Consider the following 15200-nt stretch of genomic DNA (forward strand, 5'->3'; position numbering starts at 1 on the left):
CGGCCTATTGGATCGTCAGGATCGACTGGAAGATTTCACGCGCGACCTGCACGACGCGCGCCGACGCCTGATACGCCTGCTGAAAGCGCATCAGATCGACCGCCTCGTCGTCCAGGTTGACGCCGCTGACGGCATCACGGGAGGTGATCGCATTGTCGCGGATCGCGCCCTGCGCCTCGGCGACCGATTTGCGCGCGGCAAGCGCCGCCGCATTGCCGGACACCATCGCCGTGGTCGCCGTTTCGAATTTGCCGGCGGTACGCGCGGTTTCGAAACCGGCGAGATTGCCGTTGTTGCGCGCACCGCCGCCCGGCACTGCGGCCGCGATACCGCGCGGATCGGTCATGACCAACGTGATGTCGGTCGGGCTCGTGCCGACATCGAACAGCGGGGAGCCTTTAATGGTATCGAGCGTCTCGCCCTTGTCTTGCACCTTGTTGACGAGATCGACGAACCCGCTGGCAATGGTATCCAGCGAATCCCGTGCGGCAGTAACGCGCGCGGCGCCTTCGGCCACACCGGCCAGGACGCCGCCATTGGGCGAAAGCCCGGACGTCGTACCCGCGCGATGCATGGCGAAGCTCACCGCCCCGGCCTCGCCGCGGGCGAAGGTGACGTATCCGGAATCGGTGCCGGCGACGAAGACCGGCCCGCCCCCCGCCAAGGCGAACCGTCGCCCGGCCGAAATCGTCGGTGACGACGTTGACGTCGCTGATCGCGCTCATCTGTTCGAGCAACTGGTCGCGTTGATCGCCCAGCTGCGCCGCCGCCGCCGTGTCCGGCTGGACGCGGGCGAGCGCGGAATTCACCTTGGCCAGCGATACGCCGAGACCGTTCAGCGTCGCGACTGCAGCGTCGGCCGTCGCGTCGATATCCTGCTCGATCGCGATGAGCCCCTTGCCGGTGGCGCCGAACGAACTGGCGACCGAGGTAGCGGACTCGAGCATCGCCTGACGCGGCGTGGTCGCGGTGGGATCGGCGGCAATCGCCTTTGCCGCGTTGAAGAAGCTGGTCAGCCGGTCGCCGAGTTGATTGCCCGACAACGTGGTTTCGATTCGGCCCATCCACGCGATGCTCGTTTCCGACCGCGCGAGATCCGCGCCGGCGGTGCGGACTTCGGCACTGCGGAACATGTCGTCGGCGCGCTTCACGCCTGACAGGAGCGCGCCGTTGACGTCGTTCGCGGTGCGCGTGACGACCGAACCACCGGTCGAGGATATCTCGTTGATCGTCGACGTGCGGCGGGTGTAGCCGGGGGTCGAGGCGTTGGCGATATTCTCGGACGTGGTGGTCAGCGCGCTTTGATATGCGCGCACCCCGCTGGCGCCGATGCCGAGCAGGTCGCTCATGCGGGCGTGCCTTCGGACGCGGCGGCGGCTTCCTGCGCGGCCTGGGCCTTGGCGAGGAAATCGACCATTGCCTTGCCGATGCCGAGCGGTGCGGTGTCGGCCATCGACTGGGCGACTTTCTGGTCCTGCATCTCGCGAAACGTGTCGAGGCCCTTGCTCTCGAACAATTCGCTCGAGAGGTGGGCCGATCGCATCGATTTCACCATCATGCCGACGAACACCGCCTCGAACTCCTTGCCCGCCTTTTCGAGGTTGGCGCGGCTGCCGAGGCGGGTGGTGTCGGTGGAAGTTCCGGATGGTGGCGAAGGTGCCGCACGGAGCGATATGTCGGTCATAGCACTATCAACTCCGCCTTGAGCGCTCCGGCTTCCTTAAGTGCTTCCAATATCGCGACTAAATCCGCGGGCGAGGCGCCGATCGCGTTGACCGCCTTGACCACATCGGCAAGTTTCGGGCCGCCTTGAATCAAGAACATAGGCCGCTTCTCCTCGTCCACAGCGACGCCGCTCTTCTGCTCTCGTGCGGTCTTGCCGTCGCTGAGCGGCGCGGGCTGCGCGACGCGTTCCTGTTCGTCGATCCGCACGGTCAGCTTGCCATGCGTGACGGCGGCGGGGCTGACGCGCACCGCGCTGTTGATGACGACGGTGCCGGTGCGCGCATTGACGATCACCTTGGCCGATGGCTCGGCGGAGGCCGCGTCGAGATTCTCGATCTGGCTCATCAGCGTCGCGCGGACGTCGGCCCCCGCGGCGCACGGACGGAGACGGAGACCGCGTCGGTCGCCTCCGCAATGCCCGCCCCGAAGCGCGCATTGATCGCCGAAGCGACGTTCTGCGCGGTCGTAAAGTCGGCGCGTGCGAGGTTGAAGGTCAGAGCGGCGCTGGTTTCGAACCCGGTCTGCACCGCACGTTCGACCGTCGCGCCTTCCGGAATACGGCCGGTCGAGGGTACGTTGACGACGATGCTGGACCCGTCCTTGCCCTCCGCCCCCAGGCCGCCGACCGCGAGGTTACCCTGCGCCATCGCATAGATCTGGCCATCGGCACCGAGCAGCGGCATCAGGATCAGGCTGCCGCCGCGCAGCGACTTGGCCTTCCCCATCGACGCGACGGTGATGTCGAGCCGCTGGCCCGGCTTGGCGAAGGCGGGCAGTTCCGCCGTGACCAGCACGACCGCGGCATTCTTCATCCCCGGATTGGCGCTGGCGGGCAATTGCAGCCCGAAGCGCGAGGCGACGGCCTTCAGCGACTGGACGGTATATTCGAGATTGTCGTCCCCGGTGCCGGGCAGGCCCACGACCACGCCGTAGCCGGTCAGCTGGTTCGAGCGGATACCCTGGAACCCGCCGAGATCCTTGATCCGGTCGGCCGAGGCTGGGGTGGCGAGGAGGGTGGCCAATAGTGCGGCCATGATCCCTGCCGTTCGTCCTGAGCCTGTCGAAGGACGTGCCCGGAACATGCCCTTCGACAAGCTCAGGACGAACGGGGGGAGGTTCGGGATTAGTGTGGCGAGGCGTGTAGCGAGGAGGACAAGCAATCCCCCCCGCCGTTCGGGCTGAGCCTGTCGAAGCCCGTGCCCGGAACACGCCCTTCGACAAGCTCAGGACGAACGGGGGGAGGTTCGGGATCAACTTCCAGATCATCAGCGCACCCATCAGAACGGACTCACCACGGAGAAGAAGCGGCTGAGCCAGCCCTGGCGGCTGGCACGGGCGACGTCGCCCTTGCCGGTATAGGCGATCTGGGCGTCGGCGACGCGGGTCGAGAGGACGCGGTTTTCGGCGTCGATGTCGGCGGTGCGGATCAGCCCCTTGATCTGGACGAACTCGTCGCCGCGATTGAGCGTCACGCGTTTCTGCCCCTGCACCAGCATCGTGCCGTTCGGGAACACCTTCGCCACGGTGACGCTGACTTCGCCCGACAGCGTGTTGGACTGATCGGCGGAGCCGTTGCCGGCGAAATTGCGCTTGCCGCTGGCGGCGACGTCGCTGGGATTGAACAGCTTGGACGCGAGGCCGGTGGTCGGCGGGGTGATGCCGAAGCTGCCGCCCGAATCGAGCTTGGTCCCCGCCGACTTGGACGCGGCAGTGCGTTCGACCAGGACGATCGTCAGCGGATCGCCGATGCGGCGCGCGCGCGATCCCTCGTAAAGCGCGGCATAGCCGTCGTTGATCTGGAAGATCGACCCCGTCGCGACCGCCGGCGGCAGCGCCACCGGCTGCGGCAGAGATGCCGAGAAATCGGCCGGCGGCGTTTTCCGGCCGAACAGGCGGGCATCGGCCGGCGCCGGGGCGGCGGAGGCGGTGACGGCGATGAGAATCGCGGAGAAGATGATCTGTTTCATGGCGTTAACCATCATCAGATATTTTGGTTAACATATTTCAACATGTCGTCCGTCGCGGAGATCATTTTCGAATTCACCTCGTACGCACGCTGCGTTTCGATCATGTCGACGAGTTCCTGCACGACGTTGACGTTCGACGCCTCCAGCATGCCCTGACGCACGCCGCCGCGCCCATCGACGCCGGCCACGCCGAGATTCGCCGCACCGCTGGCCGCGGTTTCGGTGAGGTAATTGTCCCCGCCCTGCAGCAGCCCTTCGGTATTCGGGAAGGCGGCGATCTGGATCTGGCCGAGTTCGCTGGCGGCGGCCTGGCCCGGGATCGTCGCGGAGACGGTGCCGTCGGTGCCGATCGTGATTGCGGTCGCGCCTTCCGGCACGGTGATGCCGGGCATCACCTGATAGCCTTCGGACGTGACGATCAGCCCCTCGGGCGAGCGCGAGAAATTGCCCGCACGGGTGTAGCCGAGCGTACCACCGGGCAACTGGACCTGAAAATAGCCGTCGCCGTCGAGCGCGAGATCGAGCGAGTTGCCCGTCGTCTGCATCGACCCCTGCGTATCGATCCGCGCCGTCCCCTGAATGCGGACGCCGGTGCCGAGATTGAGGCCGGTCGCAAATCTGGTTTCCGCGGTGCTGGGCGCGCCGGGGGCGGTGACCGTCTGATAGGCGAGCGTTTCGAACGCCGCGCGGTCGCGCTTGTACCCCGTCGTGTTGACGTTCGCGAGGTTGTTCGAGATCACCCGCATCCGCATGTCCTGGGCATCCAGGCCGGTGCGGGCGATGTGCATTGCTGCGCTGCTCATGGTCTTGCTCCGTGAAGGACGTGCGGGGTGTTGATCTTACTCCCCTCCCTGGAAGGGAGGGGTTGGGGGTGGGTGGACGCCCGGGATGCCGTTCCGATCGTTCGATACCCGGTTGCGGCGTGTGGCGGACGCTTACGGGTTCGCGCGGTGTGAGGGGGGAGCTGTCGCAACCTACCCACCCCCGGCCCCTCCCTTTCAGGGAGGGGAGGAGAAGAGGGCGGCCCCTCCCTTTCAGCGAGGGAAGAAGAACCGGGGGCCATCACGACGGCATGCGCATCAGGGATGCGCCGCTTTCGTCCATCGTCTTGGCTTCTTTCATCAGGTTCGCCTGAACCTCGTACGCGCGCTGATTCTCGATCATGTCGACCAGGGCCTGCGTCATGTTGACGTTCGACCCTTCCAGTGCGCCGCCGGTGACCTTGCCTTCCAAATCCTCGGGCAGGACGCCGCCGCCCTTGACGTGGAGCAGGTTGTCGAGACCCTTCAGCGTCTGCGAACCCTTGGTGCTGACCAGCTTGAGCTTGTCGATCACCTGCGGGTTCTTCGCATCGCCGCCGATCGGAATGATGCTGATCGTGCCGTCGCCGGCGATCGTCATCGACTGATAGGGCGGGATGGTGATCGGGCCGCCGGAGCCCATGACCGGGAAGCCGTCGCCCGTCTGCAACACGCCGGTTTCGGTGACCGACAGGTCGCCGCGACGCGTATACGCCTCGCTGCCGTCGGTCGCCTGGACGGTGAGCCAGCTGTCGCCGCCCATCGCCACGTCGAGCGCGCGGCCGGTCTGCTGGACGGCGCCCTGCTTGCGATCGGCGTCGATCACCTCTTCGGACGAGGGCGTGCGCGCTTCGAAGCCCGCGCCCTTGATCTCGATCCGGTCGAACACGACGCGGTCGGCGCGGAAGCCGATCGTCGACGCGTTCGCCATGTTGTTCGCGATCGAGGCCTGCGACGCCATGTGCGCCTTCAGCCCCGAGGCCGCGGTATAGATCAGTTTGTCCACTCAGGTGATCCCGTCCGTCAGATCGATCAGCTGCGCATGTTGAAGATGGTCTGCGAAATCTGGTTCGCGGTATCGAGCGCCTTGGCATTCGCCTGGAAATTGCGCTGTGCCGCGATCAGGTTGACCAGTTCTTCGGTGACATCGACGTTCGACCCCTCGATCGTGCCCGAATTGAGCGAACCGTAGCCATTGTCGTTCGCGCTGCCGAGCAACGCCTGGCCCGAAATGCCGCTGGACGACCAATAGCTGTTGCCGTTCTGGCGCAGGCCGGCCGGGTTGGTGAAGTTGGCGAGCGCGACCTTGCCGAGCGCGATCGTGTCGCCGTTCGAGAAGCTGGCCGTGACGATGCCCGATTTGTCGACCGTGACGCCCGACAATTCGCCGACCGCGGTGCCGTCCTGGCTGCGGCCGACGACCGAGAAGGCGCTGGCCTTGCGCGTCGTGCCGGCCAGATCGAGGCCGATCGACTGCGATGCGCCACCGGTCGCGGGCAGGATCGCGTCATAGGCGATCGGCGCAGCGGGCGCGGTCAGGTTGCCGTTCGAGTCGAAGCTGAGCGTGGTCGGCGTGGCCGATCCGCCGACAGTCAGTTCCTGAATGCCGACATAGGAGCGGACCGACCAGCTATTGTCCGCTTCGTGACGGAAATAGTTCGTCATCGTCATCGCCTTGCCGGTCGAATCGTAGACCGTCGTGGTGGTGGCGTTGTTGTAAGTCGAGGCGTTGAGCGGATCGAACGTGCCGACCGGGATCTTCGCCGTGGTCTGCAGATTGACGCCGAGCGATACGCCGGTGGTCGCCTTGGGCGATCCGCTGGTGCTCGGCAGGCGCAGATTGGTCAGCCCGTCGCTGCCCGTCGCGGTGACGTTGCCGTCCTGATCGACCGGATAGACCTGCAGCCTGCTGCCCTGATCATCGACGACGTTGTGCGTCGAGGGATCGACGTGGAAGCTGCCGTTGCGGGTATAGGCGACCGCCGCGCTCAATCCGTTGGTCTTGACCGCGAAGAAGCCGTCGCCGCTGATCGCGAGATCCAGCGAGGAGCCGGTCGTCTTCAGGCTGCCTTCGGAGAATTGCTGCGTATTGCCCTTCATCACCGTGCCCGAGCCGACCAGCTTGCGCGGATCGGTCTGCAGGTTCGATGCGATGACGTCGGCGAAGTTGGTGCGGCTCTTCTTGAAGCCGTCGGTGCCGACGTTGGCGAGGTTGTGCGAGATGGTCGACATCTCGGTCTGTGCTGCCTGAAGGCCGCTGAGCGAAGTGTAAAAGGACATAGTAAACTCCTGAAGATTAGCGGTTTTTGGCGGTTCAGCCGATTTGACGGACGCTGGTTATGGGGACCTGACCGATACCGGGCAGGGTGAGGACGGGGGTGCCCGAGGACGGCATCGAGACCGAGGCGACGGGTGCCCAGACGAGCGAGCGGCTGGTGATTTCCGCACCGTCCGTGCCGGCATTGACCTTGATGTTGAACGGGCCGCTGCCGGCATCCGCGCCGTCCGCGGTCTTGCCGTCCCACTCGTAATCGACCGTGCCCTTGACGTGCGCGCCGAGCTGGATCGTCTTCAGCACCTGACCATCGGCGGACTGGATCGAGACGTTGACCTCGCCGGCGTCGTCGTCCAGTTCGATCGCGCCGGCGATACCGCCTGCGGTGCGGCCGTAGGCGCTCGTACCCTCGATCAGCACGGTGCGGCCGACATAGGACAGAGCGTCGCTCTGGCTGGTGCCGGCGAGCTTGTCGGAGATCGCCTTCAGCGTGCTGTTCATCTCGCTGATGCCGGCGACGGACGAGAATTGCGCCATCTGCGCGACCATCTGCGTATTGTCGACGGGGGCGAACGGATCCTGGTTCTTCAGCTGCGCGGTCATCAGCTTGAGGAAGTCCGCCTGGCCGAGCGTGGACGACTTGGTCGTCGCGGTATTGGCCGCGGCGCCGGAGGATTTGGCGATGCCGAGATTGGCCAGCGTGGTATCGAAACTGCTCATGATCAGCGGCCCATCTTGAGGGTATCGAGGATCAGCGACTTGGCGGTCTGCATCACTTCGACATTGTTCTGGTAGGTGCGCGCGGTCTCCATCATGTCGACCAGCTCGCGCGTCTCATCGACCGCGCTTTCCCAGATGTTGCCGTCCTTGTCGGCCATCGGGTGCGACGGATCGTAGCGCTTGGTGGGGGTGGCGCCCGCCGTCACGACGCTTTCGACATTGACCGTCGCGAGGCCGGTCGCCTTGTCATATTCGGTGCGGAAGACGGGCTTCATCGTGCGGTAGGCGGCGGCTTCGCTGGACGCGATGCCGCCGGCATTGGCGAGGTTGGAGGCGGTGGTGTTCATCCGCAGCAGCTGTGCGGACATCGCCTTTCCGGCCACCTGGAAGATCGTCAGCGGATCGGCCACGGCTTATTCTCCCCTCAGCGCGCGCGTGAGCGTGTTGATGCGGCCGTTCAGGAACGACAGGGTCGTCTGATACTGGACGGCGTTTTCGGCGAAGGCGGTCTGTTCGGCGGCGAGTTCCACCGTATTGCCGTCCATCGAGGGCGACATCGGATTGCGGTAGCGCGTGGCGCTGTCCATGCCGGTGGCGGAGAGCCCCCCGAGCCCTCCGCCGCCGAAAGCGCGACCTTGAAATCCAGGTCCTTCGCCTTGAAGCCGGGCGTCGAGGCGTTCGCGATATTGGAGGCGAGCAGACCCATGCGCTGCGAACGCACTTGCAGGGCTGCCCCATGAACTCCGAAAAGACTGTTCTCGTCCACCTTGGTCGGTCTCCGCACGTCAGTGTGCGTCGATGGCTAAGCAATGGCCGTGCCAGTTTGCGTTCGCCGGGCGTGGCGGGGTGTTTTGCCGGGGGGCGGCAGGGCGGGGCGGCAAGGACTTGCCGGTGGCGGCAAGCTTTGCCGGTGGTTTCGGCCGGTGCTGGGGTGGCCGCGGCGGCGGGGGAAACTGGCCCGCCTCTTGCTACGTCACGAGCGATGACATTCGACCTCGCTTCCGCGCTCGCACCGTTCCTGGACCCCGTCGCCGCCGGCATCGTCGTCGGCGGGACGGTGGTCGCGACGATGCTGCGTACGCCCGTGCGCGATCTGGCCGACGGCATGGCGGCGCTGGCGCGACTGCCGCGGCGGCGCTTCGATGCGGGCGGGTTGCTGGATCAGGTCGGCGCCTTCACGCGGATCGCGCGGCGGCACGGGGTGATGGCGCTGGACCGGTCGGTGATCACCGACCCCGACGTGTCCGCCGCGGTGTTCGCGATCATCGACGGACAGGGGCCGGACGACGTCGCCGTAATGCTGCGCGATGCACGGCGATTGCGGACCGAGAGGCAGCTGGCGGCGGTCGAAATGTGGAGCGGTGCGGCGGAGGTCGCGCCGGCGATGGGGATGATCGGCACGCTGATCGGGCTGGTCGCGATGTTCACGCGGATGACCGACCCGAGCGCGATCGGCGCGGCGATGGCGGTGGCGTTGCTCGCCACATTGTACGGCGCGATCCTGGCCAATCTGGTCTGCAGCCCGATCGCGGTGCGGCTGCGGCGGCAGGTGCGGGTGGAGGCGGTCGAGCGCGCGCGGCTGGAGGCGCCGCTGGTCGCGCTGGCCGCGCGCGCACGGCCCAAAGATCTGGCCCGCGATATGGCGCACGCGGCATGATGCCGGACGACTTCCCCGACGACGCGCCCGGCCGCCCGGCCTGGCTGATGACGCTCGCCGATCTCGCCTTGCTGCTGGTCGGGTTCTTCGTGTTCATCCAGGCGACCGGGCATCTGGATCGCAAGGCACTGGCCAAGGGCATCCGCGAGGGCTTCGGGACGGACCGGGTGGTCGAGGATCCGATGCCGGTCGCGGCCGCGTCGATGGCGGACTTCGCTGCCGGATCCGCCGCCCTGCCCGCCCCCGCCGATGCGCTGATCGGCTGGGCGCGCGAGGCGACGCGCGATCCACGCGTGACGATCAGGATCAGCGGGAATAGCGACGGATCGACCGGCGACGTGGATGCGGCGACCGGCAGCGCCACCGTGCTCGCCGCCGACCGTGCGCGCGCGATCGCCGCCGAATTCGCCCGCGCCCGCGCGGTGCCGCAGGACCGCATGACGATCGTGACCGGCAGCAGCAAGAGCCGGTCGGTCGTCGTCACGCTCGGCTTTGCCGGCCGATTGCCGGGCGACCGGCCATGATTTGCCGTTTCGGAGGACCCAAGATGTACCGCCTGCTGATCCCCGCATTATTGTGCGCCACCCCCGCGATCGCCGCGCCCGCATTTCAGGACACGGCGGCGCTGGACCGCGCGGTCGCCGCCTTTACCGGGCGCGGCATCGGCAGCCAGGGCGGCGCGCGGAGCGTGGTCGATGCGCGGCTGAAGCTGGCGCAATGCCCGACGCTCGCCATGTCGTGGCGGTCGGAAGTGCACGATGCGGTCGTCGTCAGCTGCACGGGGCCGGAATGGCGGATCTTCGTGCCGGTCCTGTTCACCCCCACCGAGACCAACAAGCCGGCCCGGCAGAGCGTTGCGGCACCGGTCAAGGCCGAACCCGTCATCAGACGCGGCGATCCGGTGACGATCGCCGCGGGATCGAACGGTTTTTCGATCACGCGCGAGGGCGTCGCGCTGGGCGATGCGGCACCGGGCGCGCGCTTCATGGTCCGGGTGGAGGATGCCAAGACACCGGTCCAGGCGGTCGCGGTCGAAAGCGGCCGCGCGACCCTGCCCGGATGGAGCGAATAAATCGTGCTAAAGCTTTCCCCCGGCCTGCCGTTTATCCCTGTGTGGCAGGACCCGGAAAGGGGCGAACATGGTGGATCCTCTCGGCGTAAAGCCGGTACAGACTGGCGAGCGCATCGCGCCCGTCGCACGCGTCGTGCCGACCGCAACGGTCGCGCCGACGGTGGAACAGGATGCGGACCGCGGCGCCGTCAAGGCGACGACCGTCAAGCAATCCGGGGGCGAGCAGTCGACGGTCGAGAAATCGACCGTCGCCAGCACGGCGAAGGATTTCGCATCGTCCCCGCCGATCGATCTCGAACGGATCGCCAAGATCCGCAAGGCGATCGCGGACGGCAATTTCCCGATCTATCCGTCGACCATCGCGGATCGGCTGATCGCGTCGAAATACGACTGGTTGCGCAATGACGGCGAATGACACCCGCCGCGACGCACTGATCCGGGTGATCGAAGCGCTGCATCAGGAGATTGCCGCGCTGAAGACGAATGACATCGCCGCGCTGGAACGCGCGACGCAGGACAAGTTGCAGGGGGTCGAGGCGGTCGCCGCCTTGGGCACCGGCCCGGCGGGCACGGACCTGCGCGATCTGGCGGACGAGGCCAACCGGCTGAACGAAACGTGCCGCATCTACGTCAACCTGATGGCGGCAAATGTTCGCCGCCGCCTGCAAACCTTGACCGGCGATGCCGGCCAGGGCGGCGCGATCTACCGCGCGACCGGGTCTATGCGCGCTTACGCCTGAGGGTTTTTGCGAGACTGGCCACCGCATGTGCCGTCGTCGCGGACCGTATGCCGCCCCACACCCTCCGTTCGTCCTGAGCTTGTCGAAGGGCGGGCCCCGGGGACAGGTGCTTCGACAGGCTCAGCACGAACGGGTGGGGGTGTGATGTCAGGTTTAGGTCGGGCCGATCCCACTTCTGACGGTTGAAAACCGGGACATTACCCAGCCACCGTCATTCCCGCGCAGGCGGGAATCTATAATCACGACGCCCCGTTGAAGACGGCAAGCGTCAGCCCCTAGGGATTCCCGCCTTCGCGGGAATGACGGTGGCTGGAGGCGGTCCTACGCCCCCCCCGAACACCCCTCCCCGCCCCCCCCACCGAACGCCCTCCCCACCAAACGCCCCGAACTGGCACGTTCCTTGCTGATCTGGCCCCGACAAGGTCAATCAGCCGAGGATCGATGAGCTTCAACCCATTTGCCGTCACTGCCGCCCGCACCAACGTCTCGGCCAAGTCCGCGATCGCGTTGGCGAGCCAGAAGACCGGCGTCGACTTCTCGTACCTGATGGGACAGGCGCAGCTGGAAAGCGGGATGCGCAGCGATGCGCGTGCCGGGACGTCGAGCGCGTCCGGCCTGTACCAGTTCATCGACCAGAGCTGGCTGCGCGTGATGAAGCAGCATGGCGCCGAACACGGCATGGCCTGGGCATCGGATGCGATCTCCTCCACCGGCAGCGGGCGGATGACGGTGAGCGATCCCCGCCACGCGCCGCGCGATCATGGCGCTCCGCAACGATCCGCAGGCCGCGTCGCTGATGGCGGCCGAACATGCATCGGACAATAAGGACGCGCTGGAAAACTCGCTGGGCCGCGATGCGACCGGCACCGATCTGTACATGGCGCATTTCCTGGGACTGGGCGGCGCCAAGTCGTTCCTGAAGAATATGGCGAACACGCCCGACCGCCCCGCCGCCGGCCTGTTCCCCGCCGCGGCGCGCGCGAACCGCAGCGTCTTCTTCACCTCGGGCGGGCAGGCGCGGTCGCTTTCACAGGTCTATGACCGCTTCGCCGCGAAGCTGGACAAGGGCGCGGGCGTCGCGACTGGGACGGCAAGCGGCCTGTTCGACCAAGCGGCGGTGACGATGGCATCCGCGGCGATGGAGATAGACGGCGCGACCGTCATTCCCGGCAATAACGAAGACAGCGGATCGCATAGCGCGGGCGCGTGGGCGAAGGCGACGCTGGACCAGTTCGGCGGCAATCGCAGCGAACGCCAGATGGCGAGCCTGATCCGCCCGACCCCGGCCAATGCCAAGCTGGCCTACATGATGCTCGCGACGTTGGGGGCGTAAACGATGGCCGCTGCACTCAAACAGGGCCGCATCCTGCCGCTGCTGCGATCCTCGGCCTTGCCGCTGGCGACGCTGTTGCTGGTCGTATTGATGGTTGTGCCGATCCCGACGCCCGTCCTCGACATCTTCTTCATCATGAACATCGCGATCAGCCTCGCAGTGCTGATGGTCGCGCTCAATGCACAGAAGCCACTCGATTTCTCCGCCTTCCCGACCGTCCTGCTGTTCGCGACGTTGTTCCGCCTGGGCCTGAACGTCGCATCGACGCGCGTCGTGCTGGGCCACGGGCATCAGGGCGAAAGCGCCGCCGGCCATGTGATCGAGGCGTTCGGCACGTTCGTGATCGGCGGCGACTATATCGTCGGGCTGTTCGTGTTCGCGATCCTCGTCATCATCAACATGATCGTGGTGACCAAGGGCGCGGGCCGCGTGTCCGAAGTGTCCGCACGCTTCACGCTGGACGCATTGCCCGGCAAGCAGATGGCGATCGACGCCGATCTGAACGCCGGGCTGATCACCCCCGACGAAGCCAAGGCGCGCCGCGTCGAAGTGTCGACCGAGGCGGATTTCTACGGGTCGATGGACGGTTCGTCGAAGTTCGTGAAAGGCGATGCGGTCGCCGGCCTGCTGATCCTGTTCGCCAATATCGCGGGCGGCCTTATCCTCGGCCCGGTGAGCCACGGCCTGTCGATCAGCGAAGCGGCGCATACATACGTGCTGCTCGCGATCGGCGATGCTTTGGTCGCGCAGATCCCGTCGCTGTTGCTGTCGATCGCCGCCGCCGCGATCGTGACGCGCGTCACCTCCAGCCAGGATCTGGCCGGGCAGATCGGCGGGCAGTTCGCCAGCGCGCGGACCTGGACGCCTGTCGCGATCATCCTCGGGCTGCTGGGGCTGATGCCGGGCATGCCGCACATCATCATCCTGCCCGCTGCAGCCGCCGCCGGCTATGCCGCGTACAAGCTGAACCAGAAGGCCAAGCGCCCCGCCCCGGTCGAGGTCGCGGAGATCGAGCCGGTCGACCAGTCGAAGATCGGCTGGGACGAAGTGACCGACACGATGCAGGTCAACCTGGATATCGGATACGGACTGGTGCCGTTGGTCGACGAACGTCGCGGTTCGCCGCTGATGAGCCGGATCACCGGCGTGCGCCGCCAATTGTCGAAGGAACTGGGCTTCGTCGTGCCGCAGGTGCGCGTCCGCGACGACATCAACATGGCGCCGTTCGCCTATCGCATCCTGGTCGGCGGCGTCGTGCTGGGCGAGGACAGCGTGTCGCCGGAGGAGATGCTGGCGCTCGACACGGGTCAGGCGATCGGGTCGCTGGTCGGCAAGAAGGCGAAGGACCCGACGTTCGGGCTGGACGCGGTGTGGATTTCGCAGGGCGATGCCGATGCCGCGACCGGCGCCGGCTATCTGGTGGTCGATCCGGGCACCGTCGTCGCGACTCATCTGAACCACATGCTCGGCAGCCATGCGGCCGACCTGCTCGGCCCGGACGAGGTGCAGAATTTGCTCGACGGATTGAAGGAGCGCGCCGCGAACCTCGTCGCCGCTTTGTCGCCCAATCCGTTGCCGCTGACCACGCTGACTCAGGTGCTGAAGGGCCTGCTGGCGGAGAACGTGCCGCTGAAGGAATTCCGCAGCATCGCGCAGGCGATCTCGATCGCCGCGCAGAAGTCGCTGGACGCGGACGAGATCATCGAACTGATCCGCCCCGAACTGGGCGGGCTGATCATCGGCAAATTGTGCGGCGTGCGCGAGCCGTTGCGCGTGATGACGTTGGAGGGACAATTGGAAGGTCTTCTTGGGCAGGCAGTGCGTAGCGATCCGTCGCGCCGCCACACGATCGAACCCGATCTGGGGCGTCGCATCGTCGATGCGCTGCAACAGGCGGCGAACCCGCTGATCGCGGAGGCCAAGCCGTTCGTACTGGTCGTGCAGCCGGCGATCCGCGTCGCGATCCGCAAGCTGATCCGCACGATCCTGCCCGATACGCCGGTGATGAGCTTCTTCGAAGTGCCGGAGGAAAAGGCGGTCGAGGTCGTCGCCGTGATCGGTGCTCCGCAAGCGTTGGCGGCATGAGCATGATGCCCAACCAGAACGCCTTCGTTGGTGCGGTGCCGCTGACCTATGGTCGCACCGGGCCGGCGGCGGACGCCAACGCGCTGGCGCGCAAGCATCTGCCGATGATCCGCCGCGTCGCGTGGCATGTGCATGGCAGCATGAGCAGCGCGATCGAGGTCGAGGATTTGATCCAGATCGGGCTTGTCGCTTTGGTCGAGGCGACGAGCGGATTCGAGGATCGCGGGCAAGTGACGTTCGAGCAATATCTGCTGACGCGGGTGCGGGGATCGATGATCGACGCGCTGCGGCGGCAGGCGACGCTGACGCGCGGCGCGATGCAGCGGCGGCGTGCCTATGCCGAGGCGGTAAGAGCGCTGACCGACGAGACGGGTGTGAAACCGAAGGACGACATGATTGCGGAAAGGCTTGGCGTGACGCTGGAAAAACTACGGCTCGACTATTCGGCGGCGGAACCGCTGCGCTTCGAATCGATCGACGAGGTCTATGCCGACGACCAGCCGTGGTTTGCGAGTGCGGAGCCCGATGCGTTCGAGCAATTGTCCGAGAACGATCTGCGCGGCGCGTTAATCGCGGCGATCTCCGCTCTGCCCGAACGCGAAGCGCAGGTGGTGCAGTTATATTATGTCGAGGAACTGAACCTCGAGGAGATCGGGCTGGTGCTGGGCGTCGGCGCGGCGCGGGTGTGCCAGATCAAGGCTAGCGCGCACCAGAAGCTGAAGAAGGCGCTGGGGGCGGCGCGGTGATGTTCGCTCGGTGGTGCAGCCCTTTACGTCACCACATCATCGTCATTCCCGCGCAGGCGGGAATCCATACTGGCTGTCGC

16 protein-coding genes and 3 pseudogenes are annotated in these 15200 nt (G+C 66.4%); 8 read left to right on the plus strand and 11 right to left on the minus strand.

Annotation, left to right across the window (positions count from 1 at the left end; genetic code table 11):
- Positions 1-4: 4 nt before the first annotated feature.
- The 11 genes and pseudogenes from H5J25_RS20905 to flgB form a co-directional block, all read right to left on the minus strand.
- Complete coding sequence (locus tag H5J25_RS20905) at positions 5-433, minus strand: flagellar basal body rod C-terminal domain-containing protein (protein WP_225883202.1); 429 nt, start codon at positions 431-433, stop codon at positions 5-7.
- A complete protein-coding gene (locus H5J25_RS16825; protein WP_225883203.1) occupies positions 399-1349 on the minus strand; it encodes a FlgK family flagellar hook-associated protein in 951 nt (316 codons plus the stop codon). The genes H5J25_RS20905 and H5J25_RS16825 overlap by 35 nt, the downstream gene beginning before the upstream one ends.
- On the minus strand, positions 1346-1684 hold the full coding sequence (locus tag H5J25_RS16830; protein ID WP_202093057.1) for a rod-binding protein: 339 nt from the start codon (positions 1682-1684) through the stop codon (positions 1346-1348). The genes H5J25_RS16825 and H5J25_RS16830 overlap by 4 nt, the downstream gene beginning before the upstream one ends.
- A pseudogene (locus H5J25_RS16835) lies at positions 1681-2759 on the minus strand (flagellar basal body P-ring protein FlgI). Before H5J25_RS16835 ends, H5J25_RS16830 begins: the two are co-directional and overlap by 4 nt.
- A 243-nt stretch (positions 2760-3002) precedes the next feature.
- Positions 3003-3692 (minus strand): flagellar basal body L-ring protein FlgH, encoded by a 690-nt coding sequence (locus tag H5J25_RS16840; RefSeq protein WP_202093059.1) that lies wholly within the window; start codon positions 3690-3692, stop codon positions 3003-3005.
- A 14-nt stretch (positions 3693-3706) separates the two neighbouring features.
- Entirely contained in the window at positions 3707-4495 is a 789-nt protein-coding gene (gene flgG / locus H5J25_RS16845) for a flagellar basal-body rod protein FlgG (protein ID WP_202093060.1), read from the minus strand.
- A 259-nt stretch (positions 4496-4754) separates the two neighbouring features.
- Complete coding sequence (flgF, locus tag H5J25_RS16850) at positions 4755-5498, minus strand: flagellar basal-body rod protein FlgF (RefSeq protein WP_202093061.1); 744 nt, start codon at positions 5496-5498, stop codon at positions 4755-4757.
- Between the two features lie 26 nt (positions 5499-5524).
- Positions 5525-6772, minus strand: coding sequence for a flagellar hook protein FlgE (locus tag H5J25_RS16855; protein WP_202093062.1), 1248 nt, complete (start codon positions 6770-6772; stop codon positions 5525-5527).
- A 34-nt stretch (positions 6773-6806) separates the two neighbouring features.
- On the minus strand, positions 6807-7487 hold the full coding sequence (locus H5J25_RS16860; RefSeq protein WP_318781332.1) for a flagellar hook assembly protein FlgD: 681 nt from the start codon (positions 7485-7487) through the stop codon (positions 6807-6809).
- A 2-nt stretch (positions 7488-7489) separates the two neighbouring features.
- A complete protein-coding gene (flgC, locus tag H5J25_RS16865; protein ID WP_202093064.1) occupies positions 7490-7897 on the minus strand; it encodes a flagellar basal body rod protein FlgC in 408 nt (135 codons plus the stop codon).
- Positions 7898-7900: 3 nt separating this feature from the next.
- Positions 7901-8193, minus strand: a pseudogene (gene flgB, locus H5J25_RS16870) (flagellar basal body rod protein FlgB).
- A gap of 276 nt (positions 8194-8469) precedes the next feature.
- Here flgB and H5J25_RS16875 point away from each other — a divergent pair.
- The 8 genes and pseudogenes from H5J25_RS16875 to H5J25_RS16910 all read left to right on the plus strand — a co-directional run bounded on the left by H5J25_RS16875 (position 8470) and on the right by H5J25_RS16910 (position 15120).
- The gene (locus tag H5J25_RS16875) at positions 8470-9144 is read left to right on the plus strand and encodes a motility protein A (protein ID WP_202093066.1); all 675 of its coding nucleotides are present in this window, start codon (positions 8470-8472) and stop codon (positions 9142-9144) included.
- Complete coding sequence (locus H5J25_RS16880) at positions 9141-9668, plus strand: flagellar motor protein MotB (RefSeq protein ID WP_202093068.1); 528 nt, start codon at positions 9141-9143, stop codon at positions 9666-9668. The genes H5J25_RS16875 and H5J25_RS16880 overlap by 4 nt, the downstream gene beginning before the upstream one ends.
- A gap of 23 nt (positions 9669-9691) precedes the next feature.
- A complete protein-coding gene (locus tag H5J25_RS16885; protein WP_202093079.1) occupies positions 9692-10216 on the plus strand; it encodes a flagella basal body P-ring formation protein FlgA in 525 nt (174 codons plus the stop codon).
- Between the two features lie 67 nt (positions 10217-10283).
- Positions 10284-10631 carry a flagellar biosynthesis anti-sigma factor FlgM gene (gene flgM / locus H5J25_RS16890; protein ID WP_202093088.1) on the plus strand — a complete coding sequence of 116 codons (348 nt, stop codon included), beginning with the start codon at positions 10284-10286 and terminating at the stop codon, positions 10629-10631.
- Positions 10618-10956 carry a flagellar protein FlgN gene (locus tag H5J25_RS16895; protein WP_202093091.1) on the plus strand — a complete coding sequence of 113 codons (339 nt, stop codon included), beginning with the start codon at positions 10618-10620 and terminating at the stop codon, positions 10954-10956. Before flgM ends, H5J25_RS16895 begins: the two co-directional genes overlap by 14 nt.
- Positions 10957-11397: 441 nt before the next feature.
- Positions 11398-12289, plus strand: a pseudogene (locus tag H5J25_RS21725) (lytic transglycosylase domain-containing protein).
- A 3-nt stretch (positions 12290-12292) separates the two neighbouring features.
- Positions 12293-14374, plus strand: a complete 2082-nt coding sequence (gene flhA / locus H5J25_RS16905) for a flagellar biosynthesis protein FlhA (RefSeq protein WP_202093093.1) — start codon at positions 12293-12295, stop codon at positions 14372-14374.
- Positions 14371-15120, plus strand: coding sequence for a sigma-70 family RNA polymerase sigma factor (locus H5J25_RS16910; RefSeq protein WP_404829549.1), 750 nt, complete (start codon positions 14371-14373; stop codon positions 15118-15120). Before flhA ends, H5J25_RS16910 begins: the two co-directional genes overlap by 4 nt.
- Positions 15121-15200 lie beyond the last annotated feature (80 nt).

The organism is Sphingomonas aliaeris (assembly GCF_016743815.1).
Taxonomy (GTDB): domain Bacteria; phylum Pseudomonadota; class Alphaproteobacteria; order Sphingomonadales; family Sphingomonadaceae; genus Sphingomonas; species Sphingomonas aliaeris.